The 20,318-nt window shown below is 58.8% G+C and carries 15 protein-coding genes; 3 read left to right on the top strand and 12 right to left on the bottom strand.

The window, feature by feature from the left end:
* Positions 1-12 precede the first annotated feature (12 nt).
* The 3 genes from HMPREF3039_RS09865 to HMPREF3039_RS09855 all read right to left on the bottom strand — a co-directional run bounded on the left by HMPREF3039_RS09865 (position 13) and on the right by HMPREF3039_RS09855 (position 3,880).
* The gene (locus HMPREF3039_RS09865) at positions 13-2,226 is read right to left on the bottom strand and encodes a TonB-dependent siderophore receptor (RefSeq protein ID WP_082770113.1); all 2,214 of its coding nucleotides are present in this window, start codon (positions 2,224-2,226) and stop codon (positions 13-15) included.
* Positions 2,227-2,347: 121 nt separating this feature from the next.
* Positions 2,348-3,301: a prephenate dehydrogenase gene (locus HMPREF3039_RS09860; protein WP_067570890.1), complete on the bottom strand. Its 954-nt coding sequence runs from the start codon at positions 3,299-3,301 to the stop codon at positions 2,348-2,350.
* A gap of 12 nt (positions 3,302-3,313) precedes the next feature.
* On the bottom strand, positions 3,314-3,880 hold the full coding sequence (locus tag HMPREF3039_RS09855; RefSeq protein WP_067570892.1) for a hypothetical protein: 567 nt from the start codon (positions 3,878-3,880) through the stop codon (positions 3,314-3,316).
* An 851-nt stretch (positions 3,881-4,731) separates the two neighbouring features.
* Here HMPREF3039_RS09855 and HMPREF3039_RS09850 point away from each other — a divergent pair.
* Both HMPREF3039_RS09850 and HMPREF3039_RS09845 read left to right on the top strand, forming a co-directional pair.
* Positions 4,732-7,371: an MFS transporter gene (locus tag HMPREF3039_RS09850; RefSeq protein WP_067570894.1), complete on the top strand. Its 2,640-nt coding sequence runs from the start codon at positions 4,732-4,734 to the stop codon at positions 7,369-7,371.
* Positions 7,364-7,831, top strand: a complete 468-nt coding sequence (locus HMPREF3039_RS09845) for a deoxycytidylate deaminase (RefSeq protein ID WP_067570896.1) — start codon at positions 7,364-7,366, stop codon at positions 7,829-7,831. The genes HMPREF3039_RS09850 and HMPREF3039_RS09845 overlap by 8 nt, the downstream gene beginning before the upstream one ends.
* A gap of 15 nt (positions 7,832-7,846) precedes the next feature.
* On the opposite strand, the gene HMPREF3039_RS09840 is transcribed toward HMPREF3039_RS09845, so the two are convergent.
* On the bottom strand, positions 7,847-8,308 hold the full coding sequence (locus HMPREF3039_RS09840; protein ID WP_067570898.1) for a hypothetical protein: 462 nt from the start codon (positions 8,306-8,308) through the stop codon (positions 7,847-7,849).
* A gap of 130 nt (positions 8,309-8,438) precedes the next feature.
* The gene (locus HMPREF3039_RS09835) at positions 8,439-8,846 is read right to left on the bottom strand and encodes an OsmC family protein (protein WP_067570900.1); all 408 of its coding nucleotides are present in this window, start codon (positions 8,844-8,846) and stop codon (positions 8,439-8,441) included.
* Positions 8,847-8,909: 63 nt separating this feature from the next.
* Here HMPREF3039_RS09835 and HMPREF3039_RS09830 point away from each other — a divergent pair, with 63 nt between their 5' ends.
* The gene (locus tag HMPREF3039_RS09830) at positions 8,910-11,228 is read left to right on the top strand and encodes a protein-disulfide reductase DsbD family protein (RefSeq protein WP_082770114.1); all 2,319 of its coding nucleotides are present in this window, start codon (positions 8,910-8,912) and stop codon (positions 11,226-11,228) included.
* Between the two features lie 70 nt (positions 11,229-11,298).
* Here HMPREF3039_RS09830 and HMPREF3039_RS09825 read toward each other — a convergent pair whose 3' ends face one another.
* The 7 genes from HMPREF3039_RS09825 to HMPREF3039_RS09795 form a co-directional block, all read right to left on the bottom strand.
* A complete protein-coding gene (locus HMPREF3039_RS09825; protein WP_067570904.1) occupies positions 11,299-12,030 on the bottom strand; it encodes a GDSL-type esterase/lipase family protein in 732 nt (243 codons plus the stop codon).
* A 54-nt stretch (positions 12,031-12,084) separates the two neighbouring features.
* Positions 12,085-12,678, bottom strand: a complete 594-nt coding sequence (locus tag HMPREF3039_RS09820) for a 3'-5' exonuclease (RefSeq protein WP_067570906.1) — start codon at positions 12,676-12,678, stop codon at positions 12,085-12,087.
* Between the two features lies 1 nt (position 12,679).
* Complete coding sequence (mutS, locus tag HMPREF3039_RS09815) at positions 12,680-15,181, bottom strand: DNA mismatch repair protein MutS (protein WP_231863905.1); 2,502 nt, start codon at positions 15,179-15,181, stop codon at positions 12,680-12,682.
* A 145-nt stretch (positions 15,182-15,326) separates the two neighbouring features.
* Complete coding sequence (gene rsfS / locus HMPREF3039_RS09810; RefSeq protein WP_067570910.1) at positions 15,327-15,677, bottom strand: ribosome silencing factor; 351 nt, start codon at positions 15,675-15,677, stop codon at positions 15,327-15,329.
* A 20-nt stretch (positions 15,678-15,697) separates the two neighbouring features.
* Positions 15,698-18,130, bottom strand: a complete 2,433-nt coding sequence (gene ftsH / locus HMPREF3039_RS09805) for an ATP-dependent zinc metalloprotease FtsH (protein ID WP_231863904.1) — start codon at positions 18,128-18,130, stop codon at positions 15,698-15,700.
* A gap of 146 nt (positions 18,131-18,276) precedes the next feature.
* Entirely contained in the window at positions 18,277-19,065 is a 789-nt protein-coding gene (locus HMPREF3039_RS09800) for a hypothetical protein (RefSeq protein WP_067982086.1), read from the bottom strand.
* A complete protein-coding gene (locus HMPREF3039_RS09795; RefSeq protein ID WP_067570916.1) occupies positions 19,055-20,131 on the bottom strand; it encodes an AAA family ATPase in 1,077 nt (358 codons plus the stop codon). The genes HMPREF3039_RS09800 and HMPREF3039_RS09795 overlap by 11 nt, the downstream gene beginning before the upstream one ends.
* Positions 20,132-20,318 lie beyond the last annotated feature (187 nt).

Genomic DNA, 20,318 nt, shown 5'->3' with positions numbered 1-20,318 from the left:
GGAAACGATGGATTAAAATGTGGTCTTCAGTCCTACTTCAAACGTGCGGGGATCGCCCACGGTGCATTGAACGGCGTGGCGCGTGGACTGCACGTACTTCTTGTCGAAAATATTGTATACGGCCAGCCTCAGCGTGGCGTCCTTCAGCCATTTGGTTTCCGGCAGGGGAATTTCCACGGTGAAATCGAACACGCTGTAGGAGGGAATCGTGTAATTATCCGCAATCTTCTCCCCGCGGAACGTAGCGTAATAGGAATCCTTGCAGCGGTAGCCCAGGCCCAGCACAGTCCCGTTCAGCAGGCCGCCGTCAATCCGGTACTTCTGCCAGATGGCCAGCGCATTGGGCGCAATGGTGGGATATACTTCCCCGGTGGTCCGGTTCTTGGTGCGCGTGTAGGTGTAGGAAAGATAGGAACTCCAATTCTTGGTGATCTCCCCGTTCAGGGAAAGTTCCACGCCTTCCGCCCGCTTGGAGCCGTCCGCATAATACCTGTCAAGGGAGCCTGGCAAAGTCACGGGAGTATTATTCTGGATGATGTCAAACCAGGAGGCGGAAAACCAAACCTTGTCCACCGGGCTGACGCGGAAGCCGAACTCCATCTGGTCCGTCCTCCAGGAATTGGTCAGCTCCTTGTTATTCTCATCCTTGTAGCCGAAATTGGGTGCGGAAGTGCGGGCGGCATTGGCGAACAGGGCCACGCGCTCCCCGATCATGCGGGTGATGCCGAAGCGGGGGCTCCAGGCAAACGCGTAATTGTTTTCCATGCTGAAATGGGCGTCGCCGCGCACGCCGGCCAGGAATCGCCATTCCCCGTAGGACAGCACGTCCTGCAACAGGAACCCTGCGCGCTGGATAACGGAATCGTCCGAATTCACGCCGGAATAATCACGGGGGGAAGGAATGACGGGGGCCGGATTATACAGGGAAAAATAATCGTTCGTGTTATTCATGGACGAGCCGTCCCCATACACGCTGCGCCCCGTATAGGACACTCCCATGAGCGCTTCATGCGCTACCTGCCCGGTCTTGAACTCCGCCAGGGCGTTGGAATAGAAATTCCAGTTGATATTCTGCGTGTCGCTCCAGGAAGCCTCATACTTGGCCTTCCCGTCCGCGATCATCTGGTCGTAATACTCCTGCGTAGTCATGCCGCCCCCGCGGCCGGGAGAGGAGGAAACGCCCCAGATATTATAATCCACGTCGCTGTAGCCCAAACCGCCGCCGATGCGCACCGTCCAGACCTTTTCCAGCTTGCGTTCAAAATCCAGCATCGCCAGCAGGGATTTGGAATTGAGGCGGCCGCTCGGAGAACCGTACCAGGCGTCGTAAGGTCCCACAAAATGGCCGGCCAGAACGGGAATGCCCATATAGGTGGGCGAATTCTGGTACTGGAAACTGGTCGTCAGCACCGTCTTGGTGCGGGAATCATGCTGCCAGCGGAAAATGGGGGAAACCGTGTACTTCTGGCCGCCGTTGGCGCCCCCGTTCAGCCAGAATGGGCGGTCGTATTCCGCGGCGACCACCGTGCGCAGGGCGAAACCGTTCGTTTCGTCGCCCCGGTAGCGGGTATCGTCAATGGTCATGCGGTACTTCTGGCCGTGGTGGGAAAAACGGGCATAAGCCGTCAGCTCCGTCCTGTCCACAAACTCCGGCGTCTTCAAAACCAGGTTGATGGAGCCGCCCGCCCCGTAGGGTCCCAGCGTGCTGGACTGGCCGCCGGCAATGGAGCCGATGGGCCCCTTGACGATTTCAATATTCTCAACCAGGGACGTATCCATGCCGTACCCCATGCCGCGCGGAAGGGGCATATTGCCTATCTGCACGTCACTGCCTGCAAAACCGCGGATGGTGTACTGGTCCGCCGTGCGGGACATCAGCATATCCCCCCCTGTATTGACGGAGGAATCCATGCGCAGGGCCTCCACCAGGGAATCGGCCCCCTTGGACTCCATCAAATCCCGCGTAATCACGTTTACCGTCTGCGGAACCTCTTCCGTCTTCATGTTCGTGAGCGTGGCCGTGCTCACCGTCTCCGCCCGCAGGGACTTGGAGCGGATGGTCATCACCCGTTCCGGCATCTCCTGAACATCCTCTTCCGCTGCCGGCTTGTCCACGGCGGCATAGGCTGACGGCCCCAGGACAAGAAAACTCCCAATGGCGGCGGCGCGGTGCAATCCGCGCCCGTGGCGGCGATAACGGCGGTTATTCATGGCAGGTAAACGCATGCGGCAAGTATAAAACGGAAAGCCGTTCCGTCCATGCCCGTTTGTTAACAATTTGATAACAGCCGTCTTTTATCCCTGCAAACCCGGGGCGTATCATACACGGAAAAAATCTCCGGAAAACCTACAGCCCCAGAGCCTGCGCCCTGCTCTCGCCGGCTTTTTTCAGCCATTCCGCCAGGGACTTCTTGTCCCCGTCCGCCAAAAACTTCCGCACGTCGCCCAACTGGGACAGGGCCGCGTCCAGCCGTTCCAGAACGGCCGGGGAATTCTCCGTCAGAATCTCCGCCCACATGGATGGTTCCCCCATGGAAACCCGGGTGGTATCGCGGAAACCGCCGGCGGACACCAGTCCCAGCAATTCCACATCACCTCCGTCCAAGGCGCTGTGAACGCATAGTGCGGAAAGAGCGTGCGGAATATGGGAAATGCGAGCCACAGTGGAATCATGAACCGCCGCCTGCATCCTGATGCAGTGGCAGCCTGCGCGCTCCCAAAACCTCTGGAGCAGAAGAAGGACATCCTCATGCACGTGTTCGTCATTCGTCAAAATACAGGTAGCCCCTTGGAACAACTCCGCGGAAGCATGCTCCATGCCCTGCTTCTCAGAACCCGCCATGGGATGGGAACCGATAAACGCCACTCCGGCCCGCGTCAGCGCAGCCCCCACGGACTGGTGCACGCATCCTTTCACGGAACCCACGTCAGTCACAACGGCACCCGGCTTCAAGGCCGGCAGCATGGCGGTCACAATATCCGGCATTACCCCTACGGGAGTAGCCAGAACAACAAGATCCGCCCCCTGCACTACTTCCTCCACCCGGGTGGAAACGGCATGCGCCGCACCGATGGAAAGAGCGTATTCTAGCGGTTCCGGCCTCCTGCCCCACAGGCGCACATGGACATGGGGCATCCGCGCCCTCACCGCCAGCGCCAGGGAGCCCCCCAGCAAGCCGGGCCCCGCAATGGCTACGGAAGAAAAGGAAGGCTGTTTCTTGGAGGCGTCTTTCATGGTCTTGCGGGCGGAAACATCAACGCCCCGGAACACGGAACATGTCCAGGGCGCGGCCGGCATCATTCCGCCGTTGCATCAGGGCACGCGGAACTTCTTGACCTCGTTCGGGAAATTGGTATCCCGCAGGACGGTTCCGGAAGGATAGGGCTTGTTCGTGCTCCTGTTCAAAATCTTGATCTTCTTGGTGCGGTCATACGGACTGACCACCACGGTGGGATCGCCCGTAGGCCAGGCGACGGGAATGGAAGAATTGGCGGCGGGCTCCACAGGTTTGGGCGGGGCGATTCCGGTGACGGGAGGATTGCCCACTGGATTCGGAACCGTGGGACTGGGAACGGCAGGCTGGGAAGAAGCGTTATTATTTCCCCCGCCCAGAAGACGGTTGATGGTTCCTTCCTCGGTCCGGGCCGGATCGGGATTGAAACCGGAATTCTGCGCGGACGACGGATCCAGAGGATTTCCTCCCTGAACTTCGCTCAGCAGGCTGTTACCCTGGCCCCCAAGGGCATTGGGGCCGGACGGATAGACATTCTCCGTAGGATAAATGCCGATGGGCCGTTCATTAATGCGTTCCGTCTCGCAGGAAGGCAAAAGGACTGCGCCTGCGGCAAAAAGCATGCCAATCGTCTGGGAAGTGTTCATATAATCTCTCTTCAGGTTATATATTTCAAAGCCATCCTACGACCCCCCACCTTCTTGTCAACCATAAAGCCCGTTTGCCGAAACACTTCATGACAAGGGAATTCTTGAGCTTCGGGAACAGGTCGTCCCCCTCCCTCCCCACTTATTCCGCTGACTTCCCGGAAAAACCGTCTTTCCGGGAGGAACGCCTTTACGGTCTCCCCGTCCCCTCTTCAAATCATCCAAGGCCCTTTAATTCCCGTTTAAAGCATATCTTACGAAACGCGCTAACCAGTTCTTCCGCCGGAAAGAAGCCGCCGCATTTTCTCTCCAAAGGGAAAAACACCGGCACACCGCCCGGACAACATCCCTGCGGAACATATCGAGGCAAATGGTGCAACGCCGCGCGTCCGTCATAACCGGTTGTCCGGCGCTGTACAGTAAGCTGCCGGAACAGGCCGTGATCCTCCCTCCATCTTCACCGGGACGGAATAAAACTCAGGATGAAAGCATCCGCAATAGATGAAAGAGCTCAAACAGCAATCTTCTCAAAAAACCATAGGCGCACTCCGACGGGAGCCGTTTCCCCGCAATCACTACAACTTCAGAGGATTGTTTTATCCTTCCAAAAACGAAACACTCCACGCTGCGAGTTCACGGAACAATCCCCTCCCCGGCCGGAATTCCCAGCCGCCGCAACGCTCCCGGACAGCATCACGGCGGCACGCTGACAGACGGCGGTTCTCCGCAAGTCATATGAAAAAACGTTCGTAGATGCCTTATAATTTTAGGAAAACGCACTTCCGGCGCCAGGGATGCAATAGACAGATTATCCTTCCCTAGCGGGTACGTTCTGCTACAATCCGCCCCACATGGATGACGTACAGACATCTAAGAAAAAAACACCCTCGAAAAAGGAATGGAGGGGGTTTTATTCCCTGATTCTCATACAAGCCCAAAATGCCTTCAATGAAAAGGCGGCCCAATTCCTGCTGATCCCTCTGGGCGTCTGGCTGGCCGCGAACAACATCGCATACGGCCCGGACTCCTGGGTCAACTCCCTCCAATACATCCTGGGCTGTATCTTTGTACTGCCCTATATCCTGTTCTCCCCCTTTGTGGGATGGCTGGCGGACTGCTTCTGCAAGGCGCGCATCATCCAATTCATGTCCTTCCTGCAAATCCTGGTGCTGGGGGCCATGTTCCTGTGCTTCAGGTATGAAAACATAGAAATGGCTGTTTTCTGGTTCTGCGTCTTTTCCGTTCAGGCAACCATTCTGAGTCCCGCGAAAAAAGGGGTGGTCAAGGACATGGTTGGGTCCCGGCAGCTCGGGTACGCCTCCGGGCTGATGGAAATGAGCCTCATCCTCTCCATGCTGGCCGCCCAGATCGGCATCTTCGTGTGGTTCGACATCCTGCAGGTATCTTCCAATGACGGCTGGGAGGCGGCGGCCTTCCCCACCATGATCCTCACCTTCATTGCCATCCCCGTAGCGATAGCCGCCCTGTTCCTGCCCCGGTATCCTTCCAAGCAGACGCGGAAATTTGAATGGAAACTCTTTTACGAACACTTCGTCCAGCTCAAATACCTGTGGAGCCAGCGTGACTTGCGGCTCAGTGAAATCGGCATCTCCTACTTCTGGTTCCTGGCCGGGGCGCTGATGCTGATCTCCCTGCAAATTGCCCAGGAGCATCCCATCGGCGACGCCGGATTCAGCATGTCCGCCGCCATTCTGATGGCATGGCTCAGCGGCGGTACCGTGGTCGGAGGCGTCATTGCCTCCATCATCTGCCGCAAGAAAATCGAGCTGGGGCTGATCCCGCTGGGCGCCATCGGCTTCACGGTCGGCTGCATCGCCATGTCCTTCTTCCCCCCCGGCTCCCTCGCCAGCAACATCGGCTTTGGCATCACGGGCGCCTTTGCGGCGGCCTACCTGGTGCCCCTGAACGCCCATCTCCAGGACAACTGCGAACCGTCCAACCGGAGCACGGTCATCGCCGCCGGCAACCTCATGGACTGCATCATGGGCCTGGTGGCCGTAGGATTCCAGCTCATGCTGAGGAACATCTTCTCCGTCCAGAACCAATTCTGGGTGCTGGCCATTCTGGGCGTGGTCATCACCATCGTGGCATTCCGCCTCATCCCCCGCGAATTCATCCGCATGATGGGACTCTGGATCATGCGGATCGTGTACCGTTCCCGCATCATCCACCAGGACCGTATTCCGGAAGACGGAGGGGCCATCATCGTCGCCAACCACGTTACCTACGGGGACGCTCTCTTCCTCTCCCTCATCTGTCCGCGCCCCATCCGCTTCATCGTGGCGGAGGAATTCGTGGCCATCCGCTGGCTCGGCTGGATACTGGAACTCTTCAACTGCCTCCCCATCTCCTCCCGGAATCCCCGGGAATCCCTCTCCAAGGCCATCCAGGCCCTCAAGGCCGGGGAAGTCATCTGCATCTTCCCGGAAGGGCAGCTCACCCGCACGGGCACCCTGTGCGCCGCACGGAGGGGGCTGGAAATGCTCGCCAAAAAATCCAGCTGTCCCATCATTCCCATCTATATGGACGAGCTGTGGGGCAGCATCTTCTCCTACTCCGGCAACCGCTTCTTCTCCAAGGCCCCCCTCCACGTCCCCTACCGTTTCACGGCGGCCGTCGGCGAACCCATCGCGCCGGATGCGGTCAATCCGCCGATGGTAATCAACACGCTGCGGGAGCTCTCCTCCACCTGCCTGGAAATCGCAGCCAGTATCGGGAGGGACGCCATTCTGAACCATCTGGAACACATCGGCCACAAACCTCTTGTCACAGCCAAAAACACGCGCCTTACCGGCTACGAGATAGCCGAATGCCTGATGAACGACACCGTGGAAGCCGAAAACCCGGAACTCCGGAAATGGCTGGCCACCCTGCTGGACTGCTCCCGCTCCCAGAGCCGCCTGTGCGACTTCTGGATGAACGCCCAACAGCTTGAACGGGTGAACGCGCTCCAACCCAGGGAGCTCCTCCTCACCAGCGTGGGACACGAAGAAGTCCATGAAACGGTGGCCGCCGTCCTGTGGCCTATCCTCACCGGCACGCCCGTTTACCTGATCGGGGACGGAGACCACAGCATGCCGGAAGGAATCAGGCAGATAGCGGGTTCCGACTTCCTGCGCCGCAGGCTCTACAGCCTGGTTCCGGAAACGCGCACACCCCTGTATGACTTCAGCGGCTCCGGAGACCTCGTCCTGCCCAACATCGGCTGGCGGCCCTGCTTTGCCACGGACCGCGGCATCATCCTGGCCATGTCCATGAAAAGGAGCGTCTTCAAGCTGGATGACGGCACCGTCCAGCTCGGCATGCGCGCCCGGACGCGGGGGCGCCTTCTGCCGGGCTTCTACCTGAACCCGCCTTCCTCCACCGTCATTGCAGGCGCCACCCTGTCCACGCCCTACTCCCTGCCCCCCAACCTGTACCTGGACGAATCAGGCTTCCTAGCGGAACTCCAGTCTTCCAATCATGAATAGCAACTCATCCCATCCCCGCCTCCCCTTCCCGCAATACGTCATGACCCTGGCGCATGCCGCGGCCCTGCGGTCGGAAGACCCGTACCGCAAGGTGGGCGCCGCCGCCCTGGATGCGGACAACCGCGTCATCGGTACCGCCTACAACGGGCTCTACCCCGGATTCAAGGCGGAAGACTCCTTCTGGGCCAGCCGGGACGAACGCCAGAAATACATGCTCCATGCGGAAATCAACCTGTGCAGCCTGTTCCGCCGCGGAGAGGCCAGGGTGGTGGCATGCACCACAATGCCCTGCACCTCCTGCATGCAGGCCCTGTGCGCCCACGGCGTAAAAACCATCTACTACTGCGAGCCCTACGAGAAATCGGAGGCTCCCGCCATCGCCTCTCTCTACGGAGTGGAACTGATCCAGGTCACGGACTATCCGCTCAGCGCGCACTTTCCCCTGGTGGTGGACTGCTGAAGCAGGCGGAAACTGCTAACTCTGCGAGAGGTTGAAACTCCATCCTCCCATGGGCTGGGGCTCCCCTTGAACCGCCGGTCCCAAATGGGGGCCGAACTCCCTGCACGTTCCGGAAACGATGCTGCCGCTGTCGCATTCGGTACCGTCAAAAACAATGGAAACGTCGCTCATGGCGCAATACGTATCACCATCCTCACCGGCCTTGATATCGAGAATCATGGAATTGTGGTCGGGACGGACTGCATACGTATAAACTCCCTTATAGGGGAATTGGTTCCCAATCCGGATAATATTCACATCACTGCCTGTGAATTGAAGGCTGAACAAGGTCATGCTTCCGTTCACCAGGAAAGCCGTGCGTCCGCTCAGGGAAAATTGTCCGTCATCTCCGGAACGGCCGGATCCGCCGCCGCACCCGGCCAGAATTTCTGTCAGAGCTACGGAAAACAAAAAGGGAAACAGAGGAAAAATTCTCATCGGCAAAAACATGGACAATTACAAATATTAAGTCAAGTAAAGCAAGTCATTTTCTCATTTTTCCAACATTTTTTTCATAAAAAAAAAGCCGCCTGTCGAAACAGGCAGCCTTCAACAACAGGCACCGGAATCAGCCGATCCAGTTCCAGGTAATGGGAACCTCAATATCCGGATGCAGGCTGTGTTTGACGGGACAGCTCAACGCGGCCTGTTCCAACATCTTCCTGTCCGGATGATCCACAGGCAGCGGAACGCTGATCACTACTTCCAGCTTTCCAATGCGGCGGGGGTCCGCATTCATGTGTTTGCCCACTTCCACCGTCATCCCTTCCAGCTTGATGCCTTTCCGGGCGGCTACGATGCCCATGATGGTGCTCATGCAGCCGGCAAGGGCCGCACCCACCAAATCCGTGGGGGAAAAGGACTCCCCTTTCCCGTTATTGTCCACAGGAGCGTCTGTGGAAAACTGTGCTCCGGACGGTTCATGCACCATGGAGCAGCGGAGGCCGCCTTCGTACGTTGTAATAGTTTTTACCATGGCCGTATTTTATACAAGGTTTGCGGCCATGCAACACACAAACATTGAATCTGGCGTTTCTTTATGTTACCCGAATTTCCCATGAAAAGCTTTTTCCATGCGGCCATCCTCTCCCTGGGTCTGCTGCCGGGCATCATCTCCACGGGAACGGCACAGGACTTTGGCGCCATGAGCTTCGGCGGCGCCGGAGACTTCGGAACGCCCCAGGCCTCAGGCACGGCCAGAGCCACGGTGGAATCCTACGCTGCGGAACCTTTCGTAGTGGTGACGGAACTGACCCTGCCCGACCACTGGCACGTCTATTACAAAAATCCGGGCTCCGTAGGCATGCCCATGGAAGCCTCCATGAAGGAAACGCCCGGATTCCGCATTGAAGGCCCCTTCTGGCAGGTTCCGGAGCTGGGCAAGGGAATCGTGGACTTCTACGGCTACAGCGGCAACGCGAAAATGGCCTTCCGCATCACGCCGGAAAACAACGCCCCGGAACAGGCCTCATTCACCACCACAATGACCTGGCAAATGTGCGCGGAACAATGTGCTGCGCCGGAAACCAAAAACTTCACCGTCACCCTGAAACGCGGGGAAGGCCGGCCCTCCCCGGAAGCAGGCACCCTGGTCCGGGGACTTGTGGGGCTCTCCACTCCTGCCTGGGCGCAAGGCATGCAATCCCGCATCTCCCAGGAGGGAAAAAACATCGTCCTTCATCTGAAAACGTCCGGGACTCCCCTTCCGGACGCTCCCGTCTACTTCTTCTGCGACCAGGGGGAAATCAACCCGACCGTTCCCCAGACACTCAAAAAACTGGACGACTCCACTTACGAGCTGTCCATGCAGTTCAACGACACTACGGACGGCCTCTACCCTAACAACCTGCCGGAAGCGCACAAGGGCAAGCCGCTCTCAAGCCTTTCCGGCATCCTTCGCATAGGCGATGAAGGCGTCGGCATCACCGCCCCCAATGCCCCCTTCTCTACAACGGGGCAGGAATCCGCCTCAGCGGCTTCACCAGAATCTCCCGTCCCCGCCCCCCCCGTAATGGGCTTGGCGGAAATCATGTTCTTCATGTTCCTCGGCGGCATCATCCTGAACGTCATGCCGTGCGTCTTCCCGGTCATCGGCCTCAAAATCATGAGCTTTGTCCAGCTCGGCGGCGGGGAAAGAAAAAAAGTGCTGGCCCATTCCCTCACCTTCGTACTCGGCATCCTGATCTCCTTCTGGATCATCACTGCCATCCTGATCGCCCTGAAAGCGAACATGTTCGACTGGTCCACCCCCGCCGGACCCGGAATATTCAGCGGCGACTTCTGGCTAGGCCGCGGCGCTGAAGGAATCGTCAACTGGGCATTCTGGTTTGAAAACCCGTGGGTGAACTTCTGCCTGCTGGGGCTGATGCTGGCCCTGGGGCTGAGCATGTTCGGCGTCTTTGAAATAGGCGTCAAGGCCACGACGATGGGCGGCGAGCTCCAGCATAAAAAAGGCTATGCCGGCTCCTTCTGGTCCGGCGCTCTGGCCACCGTCATTTCCACCCCGTGCAGCGCCCCGTTCCTGGGGCAGGCCATCGGCGCCGCCATGCTCCAGCCCCCGCTGGGCATCGTGCTCTGCCTCACCATGATGGGGCTCGGCATGTCCCTGCCCTACATCGTGCTGGGAGCCTTCCCCGTCCTGACCAAATACCTGCCCAAACCCGGAGCATGGATGGAATCCTTCAAGCAGGCCATGTCCTTCCTCATCTTCGGTACCGCCGCATACTTCCTCTGGATTTACATGGCCTTCTTTGATGCGGACAATCACCCGCAGGACATCCTCTTCCTCTTCTTCGGCCTCGTGCTCTTCTCCATGGCCTTCTGGATCTACGGCAGGTGGTGCCCCATCTACCGCAGCCGGAAATCGCGCATTACGGGGGGCATCTTCGCCGTCCTGTTCCTTCTTGCCGGCCTCTTCTACATGCTGCCGCCGGAAAGCTCCGCCTGGTTCGGCCGAGAATCGGATGCGGGAATGGCGGCTCCGGCGGACAAAAAGAACGCCGGCCATGCGGAAGAAAGCGTGTGGACCCCTTGGAGTCCGGAAGCCATGCAGGCTGCCCTGGACCAGGGAAAACCCGTTTACGTGGACTTCACGGCCCGCTGGTGCTCCACCTGCCAGGTAAACAAGGCCTCCTACACGGATGAAGTGCTGGCCGCCTTCAAAAAATACGGCATCGTCATGATGAAGGCGGACAAAACGCGGACGAATCCCGTCATTGACCGGGAACTCAAAAACCTGGGCCGCACGGCGGTTCCCGTAAACGCGCTGTACCTGCCGGGAAAAAAACCGGTCGTCACCAGGGAACTCCTGTCCCCTTCCTACCTGCTTGAATTCCTGGAAACGGAAATGAAACGCTGAAGCGTTCCGTCTCCGGGATATCCTCCCCGGAGATGCAGAAACGCAGAAAAAACGCCCTCTGAAAAAAAGGCTATTCGCCCTTCTTCAGAAGCGGCAGAAGAGCATCCGCCCATACCTGATAGCCTTTCGCCGTCAGATGGACCTTGTCTCTGAACATGCCCTCCCGGAATGTTCCATCCGGATTCAGCAAATCCTTGTTAATGGACAGGATAGTAGTTCTTGGAAGGCTGAGCTTCCGCAGGAGTTCATTGACTTCCTCCTGGCGCTTGCGCAGCGGACCGCGGGGATCGGGACCGTAAGGTGTCACTTCCATCAGGATCAAATGGGTGCCGGGGAACTTCTTCAACAAGCGTAAAGCCACCTCCCGGATGCCTTTCACCGTATCTTCCGGAGCCTGCCTCCCTTTCAACTGGCCTATATTATTCGTCCCGGCCAGCAGAACGCAATAACGGGGCGGCGTCTTCACTGCCAGGTCCGTATCCTCCATCCGCCACAACATGCCTTCCGTCCTGTCCCCGCTTACGCCGAAGTTGACGGCTTTCATCGGCAGAAACAATTTCTTCCAAAACTCCGCCCCCTCCTGCTCCCATCCCTGCGTGATGGAATCCCCCACGAACAACACGCCGCATTCCTTGCCCATCAACTGTTCCCGGACAACCTTGTAGCGCGCCGGAACCCACGGCTGCGTATTCAGCTTGGCAACATCGGGAGGATCGGGAACGGCATACTCCGGAGAAACATTCGCAACAACGGAAGACACGGCCCAAAACAGGCAGGCGGTTAAAAAAACGCGTATATTCATTCTTCATGAAAATACGCTCTCCCATAGAATATACTTTCTTCCCAGGAAGAAAAATCACTTCCCTACCGCCTTGCCGAGAACCTCCAGGGGCTGGCCGGACAACTTCAACTCCCGCACCAGAAAACGGACGACCAGAAGACTTGCCAGAGCATCGTACAAGGCGTCATGCCACCGGCGTCCGGGCAGCAGGGCATCCACGGAAGGGCTCACTCCAAGGGCATCGCACAAGGTGGACAGGGAATAATCCGGCAGTTCGGGAACGCACATCTTCCCCAGAACCAGAGTATCCAGCCAGGGACCGAATCCGTGTCCCGGAAATCGCCGCAGGAACTTCCTCTCCGTGGCCGGATTGTGGCCCGCCACCACGGCGCCGCCCAGCCGGGAGCGGATATCAGGCCACAGCGCATGAAAAGGAGGAGCGTCCGCCAGCATCTCCGTGGTGATGCCGTGCACCTGTGAAGCCGACCACAGGACCGGCCTGTCCGTGGCAATATAGGAAGTCCACAACTCCGGCTCCGCCTCCAGGGAGGAACACGCGACAATGCCGATCTGCACGGGCTGGTCCGTATCCCCGCGGGCAGCCCCGGCGGACTCAAAATCAATGGCGGCAAAACGCAGGCTGCCGATGATGTCCCCGGCATGCGGCATATCAGAACAACTCCAACTGTGCGTACTCCCCGGCAGGCATATCGTCGTCCATGTCGGTATTCTTGGCCCTGGGTTCCGCCAGGCGTGAACGCTCCTTCTTCCGGGGCCGCGTGGAATTCATCTCCAAATGGGACAAAATGGCCTTGGCCCGGTCCACAATCACGGCGGGCATTCCCGCCAGACGTGCCACCTGAATGCCGTAGGACTTGTCCGCCGCACCCTGCACGATCTTGCGCAGGAAGACGATCTCCTCCTTCCATTCGCGGACGGCCACGTTGTAATTCTGCACACCCGTCCGGGAACGCGCCAGATCCGTCAGCTCATGGTAATGCGTGGCGAACAGCGTGCGGGACTTCAGTTCGTCATGCAGGAACTCCGCCACGGCCCACGCGATGGAAAGACCGTCAAAGGTGGCCGTGCCGCGCCCGATCTCATCCAAAATAATCAGGGAACGTTCCGTAGCGTTATTCAAAATCAGGGAAGTCTCGCTCATCTCCACCATGAAGGTGGACTGGCCGCGCGCCAGATCATCGCTAGCGCCCACGCGGCAGAAAATGCGGTCCACCAGCCCCACATGGGCGGCTTCCGCCGGAACGTAGGAACCTATCTGCGCCATCAGCGTAATCAGCGCCACCTGCCGGATATAGGTGCTCTTGCCCGCCATGTTAGGGCCGGTCAGCAGAATCAGCCGGTTCTCCTCCGGTTCCAGGAAGGAATCGTTCGGAACGAACACATCGCCGGACAGGCTCTGTTCAATTACGGGATGGCGGCCGTTCACAATGTGCAGCGTCATGGAATCGTCCAGCACGGGGCGGCAATACTGGTACTGCTGCGCAATCTCCGCCAGCCCCAGCAAAACGTCCAGGTCCGCCATGGCATCCGCGGTAATCTGGATGCCGTCAATATGATGGCCTACCTCCTCCCGGAGAAGAAGGAACTGTTCATACTCCACCTGCCGGGAACGTTCGTCCGCCCCCAGAATGGTATTCTCCATCTGCTTGAGCTCCGGCGTGACGAAGCGCTCCGCATTTACCAGCGTCTGCTTGCGCTGGTAATCGGGAGGGACCTTGTCGTAATGGGACTTCGTCACCTCGATGTAATAGCCAAAAACATTGTTAAAACGGATCTTCAGGGAATCAATGCCCGTGCGCTTGCGCTCCTTCTCCTGAAGCTGGGCCAGCCATGCCTTGCCGTCGCGGGAGGCTAGGCGCAGCTCATCCAGCCCGGCGTGATAACCCTCCCGGATAATGCCGCCCTCCTTGATCGTTACGGGCGGTTCGTCCACCAGCGCGCGCTGGAGAAGGTCCACCAGCTCATCAAAGCGCCCCATGCGGGAACGGATGCTCTCCAGCATCTCTCCGCCGCCGGGCAGGGACTCCAAATCATCCCTCAACGCGGGAATCCGGCCCAGGGAACTGGCCAGGGCCTGCAAATCGCGGGCATTCCCGGCTCCCTGGGAAATGCGCCCCGTCAAACGCTCCATGTCGCGGACATTCTTCAGGCTGTCCCGGAGCTTGCTCATCAAAAAAGGCTCCTGCAAAAGCGCCGCAATCATGTCCTGGCGCGCCTGCAGCCTCCCCAGATCGCAGAGGGGGTGCAGCAGCCAGTCCCGGAGCTTGCGCGCGCCCATCGGCGTGCTGGTCCGGTCCAGAGTCCCCAGCAGGGACAGCTTCACGCCTCCGCGGGAATCCACCAGGTCCAGGTTCCTCTGGCTGGCCTGGTCGATCAGGACGGCATTCTCCGTAGCGCGCACGGAAATGCGGCGCAAATGTTCCGTCGGCCTCCGGAGCTGGTAGCTCAAATAATGCAGAACCGCGCCGGACGCCCCGAGCGCCGCCGTCATCTCCCCGCAGCCGAAGCCGTCCAGGGAATGCACCCGAAAATGGTTCAGCAGGCTGGGAATGGCCGTGGAGGGAAGAAAAGTGTACCCGTCGTAATACAGGGTGGGATGGGTGCCGGGAAAGCTCTCCTTCTGCTCGTCGCTGATCAGGAGCTCGGAAGGATTAATGCGGGACAACTCGTCCAGCAGCAGGTCCATGTGCTCGAACTGGGCTACGGAAAACTCCCCCGTGGTATGGTCCACGCATGCCAGGCCGAGCTGCTTCCTGTCCTTATACAGAGCCACGATGTAATTGTGGCGGGAGGAATCCAGCAAATTCATATCCGCCAGAGTCCCTGCGGAAATGACACGGGTCAGTTCCCGTTCCACCAGCTTTCCGGGCTGGGGAAGCGTGGTCTGCTCCGCAATGGCGACGCGCCGTCCTTCCTTCACCAGCCGCCCGATGTAGCCTTCCGCGCTGTGATGGGGAACGCCGCACATCGGAATGCCGTGGCGCTTGGTCAATGTCAGCCCCAGAAGGGAGGACGCATCCTTGGCGTCTTCAAAAAACATCTCGTAAAAATCCCCCATGCGGAAGAACAGCAAGACGTCTTCAGGCAGCCCGTTCTTCATGCGAAGATACTGCTCCATCATCGGGGTTGTGCTGGGTCCGGCCTTACTCATAAATAACGCTGAAAGACTAATCCGATTCCACGTTCAACGCAAGGTTGGAATCTTGTTAGAAGCACTCCGTCCATCCCCGGAGGACAAAAAAAGCCGTGCCGCGGAACAATCGGCGGCACGGCGGAAAAACCTGCTTGCGGAATGGTCAGTATTCTACAACGGGGGCGTCTTTCCACAGGGTGTCCATCCCGTAGAACTCGCGCGTTTCCTGCCCCATGATGTGGACCATCACGTCAATGTAGTCCACGACGGACCACAGGGCCACGGGCGTATCTTCCACGTAGGTGGGGACGGTTCCCGTCTTTTCCCTCACGGCTTCCTCCAGGTCCCGGATCACGGCGCGCAGATGGGGAACGGACAACCCCGTACACACCACCATGAAATCCGTCAGGGAGGACATGCCGCGCAGATCGTACACCCGCACATTCTCCGCCTTAGCGTCATCCGCGGCGCGGGCGCACATCTTGGCCAACTCCATAGCATCAATGGATACCATATTCGCTTGTTTCTATTCGGTTAATTTTTATCTTCGCGGTCACTGCCGTAATCCTCCACCGGATTATAGGAGAAGGGGTCCTGTTCCTTGTCCGGAGCTTTGTCTTCCCCGTCCCTGTTTTCCGCAGTCTTATCCTTCCGGTCTTCTTCGGAATTCTTTTTGTCCGCCGCGCCGGACTCCTCCTTCTTTTCTTCTTCTTCCACATCGGAAGGCATGGGAGGCGGCGTTACCTTTTCCGGGGGGTTCTTCATCACCCCGTACTCCAGAATATCCACGACCTGCGAGCCTTCCAGCGTTTCAAACTCAAGAAGGGCTTCCGTCAGAATATCCAGCTTGTCGCGGTTTTCCGTCAGAATGGTCATGGCCCGCTCATAGGCGGTGTCCACCAAAAGGCGGACTTCCGCGTCAATAAGCTCGGCCGTGGACTCGGAATAATTGCGGGAACGCGTGCCCAGATCGCGGGCAATGTAAACTTCTCCCTGGTGTTCGCCGTATTCGATCAGCCCCAGTTTTTCACTCATGCCGAATTCGCACACCATGCGGCGCGCCAGATTGGTGGCGCTCTTGATATCGCCGGTGGCGCCGCTGGTCACGTCCCCGAACACGATTTGTTCCGAACAGCGGCCGCCCATGGCTACGACGAGCTGGTCGAGCATTTCGGAACGGAGCTGGTGCATCTTGTCGTCCGCAGGCAGCCACATGGTCATGCCCAGGGCGCCCCCGCGGGGAACGATGGTCACGCGGTGCAGAGGTTCGCTGTGCGGCGTTTTCAGCAGGCAGATGGCATGCCCCGCCTCGTGCACGGCGGTGATGCGGCGCCCGCGTTCGTTGATTGCCAGGCTGCGGCGTTCACGGCCCCAGTTAACCTTGTCGCGGGCTTCTTCAAGCTCCGCTTCCGTGATTTCCTTTACTCCCTTGCGGGCGGCCAGCAGGGCGGCCTCATTGATCAGATTGGCAAGCTGGGCGCCGGAAAAACCGGCCGTACCGCGTGCGATGCGCTTGAAGCTGACATCGGGCGCCATCTTCACTTTCTTGGCGTGCACCTGCAGGATCTGTTCGCGGCCGCGGACATCCGGAAGATTCACCACCACCTGGCGGTCAAAACGTCCGGGCCGCAGCAGAGCCGGGTCCAGAATGTCCGCGCGGTTGGTGGCCGCAATCACAATCACGTTGGCATTATTCTCAAAACCGTCCATTTCCACCAGCAGGGCATTCAGAGTCTGTTCCCTTTCGTCATTGCCACCGCCCATGCCGTAGCCTCTCTGGCGGCCCACGGCGTCAATTTCATCGATGAAAATCAGGCTGGGGGCCGTTCTCTTGGCCTGTTCGAACATGTCCCTGACGCGGCTGGCGCCCACGCCCACGAACATTTCCACAAAATCGGAACCGCTGATGGAATAAAACGAAGCGTTGGACTCACCGGCAATGGCGCGGGCCAGAAGCGTCTTACCCGTACCTGGGGAACCCACCATCAGCACGCCGCGCGGAATGGTCGCTCCCAGTTCGCGGAACTTCTCCGGATTGCGCAGGAACTCGACAAGCTCCCACACTTCCTCCTTGGCCTCGCTGATGCCGGCCACGTCCTTGAACGTCACCTTGTTCTTCTCCGGGGAAATGAGGCGCGCCCGGCTCTTGCCGAAGCTCATGGCGCCTCTCGCTCCGCCGCTCTGGGCGCGGAACATGAAGAACAGAATCACCAGAATCAGCACGATGGGCAGCAGATTCAGCAGAATGCCGCCCCAGGAACCGGATTCCCGCTTGAACTTCGTATCGGGCCCCAGCAGCTCCTTGATCCGGTCGCCCTGAAATTCCAGCGTAAAGGGAACCTCCACGCGTTCAAACCTTTGCTTGTCCACGGCGGCGTCCCCCGTTGCTGCGGGCCAGATGCGGGTCACAAGCTGCCCGGACAGGACATTCTCATTCCCGGTATCCGCAAGCACCGGAGCGTCATTGCCCCCCGCAATACGGCCTTCCAGGGCCATCCGGTTGAATTCGTTTACGGAAAGCTTCTGCGCGTCCTTGGGAATGTTGTCAACCCAGCTGCCTTCCACAATCCGGTAGCCGGAAAGTTCGTTCAGCAGAGGCTTGTCGCGGTCCGGCAGGGACGCGGAATAGGACAACACAAAAGGCTTCATTTCCACCTTCGGCTGAAGGTCTTTCTTGTACACCAGGGCGTGAATCACCCCTTCCGAGCCGTTTTCGCTCAGCACCACTTCCACGGGAGCTTTCGGATCGTTCAGGACCACCCGGCCGGCCTTGTACTGGGCCTCAAAAGACTCCAGGCTTTCCTTCTTGGGTCCCAGTCCAAAGGATTCAGGGGTGAAAAAACCAAAGGCAAGCACGCCCACAATAAGGAGAACCATCACCCACACGCCCCAGTTGGGGGATTCGGGCTTTCCGGAGCCTGGAAACTTGGGAGGACGAGGAGGATTGGGAGGCATTCGGTCAGACATGAGGCGATCAACACACAGAAGTTAATGAATCGGGCGGCATGATACGCCAGACATTGTAAAATAAAACTTTTTTCCGAGACATGCCGCTCAGCAGATGCAAGATGTGACCACTCCCTGCGGCAATGGGGAAATAGACAACCGCGGCGTCAATCCCGTTTCCTTTTTCTGCGTCGTCCTTCGTGATTTGCCGTCTCTCCATTCAGACGCTGGCGCAGCCTCTGTTTCCATTGCGGGATTTTTTCCTCAACCCGGGCGCCTCCGGCTTCCCGAACCTTCCCCCAATGGGACTGTTCCTCCAGAGCCTTCTGCCTTTCCCTCCGTCTCTGCTCCTGGATTTCCTCCAATTTCCGGGCTCTCCGGATTTCCACGCGCTTGCTCACCTCTCCCTGGGCGGATGTCACCCGCCACGGTCCGATGCGGAAAGGATACGTAATCGGCGCGCAAATCAGGTCGGCGTCCAGAAACCGCATGGAGGTAACCAGCATATTCTTGACGTTGGCCAGCACGCCTCCGTCAGACCAGACGCCGCCCATGCCCATTTCCAGCAGAAAGGCCAGGTGAAGCGTTTTCGCCCCCGACGCCAGAACGGCGAACTCCTTCAGGGAAATCCCCTCCGCCGGGTCTTCCTCCGGAGCGGCCACGGACGCGGCCCGGAGCAGGAACATGGTATCCCTCACCTTGCGGCTCAGGGCGCAAACCAGCTCGCCTACCTTGGGCCGGGCGTCAAAACGGTAATCCTTCACCTCAATCAGCCACAAATCCCGCCGTTCCGGATGATAGAGCAAAAAATCCATCTCCTTGCAGCCGCCGCAGAAATTCTGCGCCTGGCGTGCATAATAGCCGGAACATTCAATGCGGCACACGACGTAGCCCTCATCGATCCAGAAACGGTGGACTCCCTCCACGTAATGGGCTTCTGACGGCTTATGACTCATAGCTCAGCTTCAAATACCTGTCCGCCTGTTCGATTTCCGCTTCAAGCGACTCAATAGGCCCCACATCCTCCAGGGAATCTCCGCACGTCACCCGGACGCCGGAACGGTCCCCCCTGGGCACGATCATGCCGAAAAACTTCCTGTGCACCATGGCATTCCGCGGCTCGGAAAGCTGAATCATCAGTTCCCGGAGCAGGAACAGGCTGTGGGAGGAAAGAATCACCTGCACGCCCGTCTTCGCAAGCCCCGTCAGGGTCTTCACCAGCACGGGCAGATGGGAGGCGTTCAAATTCATCTCCGGTTCGTCCCAGAACAGGACGGACCCTCTCTTCACGGAACCGTTTCTGATCAGGTAGCTCAGCGTTCCCAGCCTTTTGAACCCCTCGGCCACCAGGCTCATCTCAATGGGATGAAGCCCCGGCCTTTGCAGGAAAAACCGGCCGTCCCTCTTCACTACCTCGCCTCCGATGATCTTTTCCAGCCGGGCCACCACGCGCCCCGCATCCGTGCTGATGGAAACGGAACCGGCATCCACATCCAGATACCGGCAAAGGTCCCAGCTCCCCCCGTCCAGAAACTCGGGGAATCTGCTCCCCACCTGGACAAAGCTCGGATAAATGGTCAGCACCTCCCGCGCCGCCAGAAACACGACGGGAACATTCAGAAACCGCTTGGGCATTTCCTGAATGTGCAGCCCTTCCTCCTCCTGCCCCGCCCGGAAATCGAAGACAAGATTGCCCATCCCCTCCGGCACGCCCTCTCCTTCCATCCCGGCTTCCACATGGGCATGCGCGTTCCCGCGGTTCTGGGCGGTCAGCCCGGCCAGCCCGCGGGCGGCAAACACCCGCATCAGGTCCTTCCTGAGCCGCTGTTCCTCCGCCCATTTTTCCGGCAGGGACTTCTTGCCGCCATCTGCGCTCCATCTGGCGACGGTATAGCACAGCTTCAGCAAATGGCTCTTGCCTGAATCATTGCCGCCTACCACTACATTAATACCTGGCACGAACTCAAAATGTTCGCTGCCGGGAAACACCGTCACGCCGCGCACCAGTAGGTCATGTATCATACCGTTTTCAATTTAGCACAGAAGAGCATGCCGTAAATCACAAATGCCGCCAGCCTCCGCCACGGCGGAAGCGTTCCCGGCAGCCCGCAGGCCACGGAAAAAGGACGTTCCGGAAACATCTGTCCCGACCGCCGTAAACTCCGTCATGAAGCCTTGCCGCCTTCCATCCGGGACATGCTCCCTGCAT

The sequence above is a fragment of the Akkermansia sp. KLE1798 genome (genome assembly GCF_001580195.1).
GTDB lineage: Bacteria > Verrucomicrobiota > Verrucomicrobiia > Verrucomicrobiales > Akkermansiaceae > Akkermansia > Akkermansia biwaensis.
The sequence above is the reverse complement of the archived record's forward strand: the minus strand, read 5'-3'. Positions and strand labels throughout refer to the sequence as shown.

What these genes read in the sequence shown, in the direction of transcription:
- HMPREF3039_RS09865 (WP_082770113.1), bottom strand. Translation starts at nt 2,226, where the DNA reads ATGCGTTTACCTGCCATGAATAACCGCCGTTATCGCCGCCACGGGCGC.
- HMPREF3039_RS09860 (WP_067570890.1), bottom strand. Translation starts at nt 3,301, where the DNA reads ATGATGCCGGCCGCGCCCTGGACATGTTCCGTGTTCCGGGGCGTTGAT.
- HMPREF3039_RS09855 (WP_067570892.1), bottom strand. Translation starts at nt 3,880, where the DNA reads ATGAACACTTCCCAGACGATTGGCATGCTTTTTGCCGCAGGCGCAGTC.
- HMPREF3039_RS09850 (WP_067570894.1), top strand. Translation starts at nt 4,732, where the DNA reads ATGGATGACGTACAGACATCTAAGAAAAAAACACCCTCGAAAAAGGAA.
- HMPREF3039_RS09845 (WP_067570896.1), top strand. Translation starts at nt 7,364, where the DNA reads ATGAATAGCAACTCATCCCATCCCCGCCTCCCCTTCCCGCAATACGTC.
- HMPREF3039_RS09840 (WP_067570898.1), bottom strand. Translation starts at nt 8,308, where the DNA reads ATGAGAATTTTTCCTCTGTTTCCCTTTTTGTTTTCCGTAGCTCTGACA.
- HMPREF3039_RS09835 (WP_067570900.1), bottom strand. Translation starts at nt 8,846, where the DNA reads ATGGTAAAAACTATTACAACGTACGAAGGCGGCCTCCGCTGCTCCATG.
- HMPREF3039_RS09830 (WP_082770114.1), top strand. Translation starts at nt 8,910, where the DNA reads ATGTTACCCGAATTTCCCATGAAAAGCTTTTTCCATGCGGCCATCCTC.
- HMPREF3039_RS09825 (WP_067570904.1), bottom strand. Translation starts at nt 12,030, where the DNA reads ATGAATATACGCGTTTTTTTAACCGCCTGCCTGTTTTGGGCCGTGTCT.
- HMPREF3039_RS09820 (WP_067570906.1), bottom strand. Translation starts at nt 12,678, where the DNA reads ATGCCGCATGCCGGGGACATCATCGGCAGCCTGCGTTTTGCCGCCATT.
- mutS (WP_231863905.1), bottom strand. Translation starts at nt 15,181, where the DNA reads ATGAGTAAGGCCGGACCCAGCACAACCCCGATGATGGAGCAGTATCTT.
- rsfS (WP_067570910.1), bottom strand. Translation starts at nt 15,677, where the DNA reads ATGGTATCCATTGATGCTATGGAGTTGGCCAAGATGTGCGCCCGCGCC.
- ftsH (WP_231863904.1), bottom strand. Translation starts at nt 18,130, where the DNA reads ATGTCTGACCGAATGCCTCCCAATCCTCCTCGTCCTCCCAAGTTTCCA.
- HMPREF3039_RS09800 (WP_067982086.1), bottom strand. Translation starts at nt 19,065, where the DNA reads ATGAGTCATAAGCCGTCAGAAGCCCATTACGTGGAGGGAGTCCACCGT.
- HMPREF3039_RS09795 (WP_067570916.1), bottom strand. Translation starts at nt 20,131, where the DNA reads ATGATACATGACCTACTGGTGCGCGGCGTGACGGTGTTTCCCGGCAGC.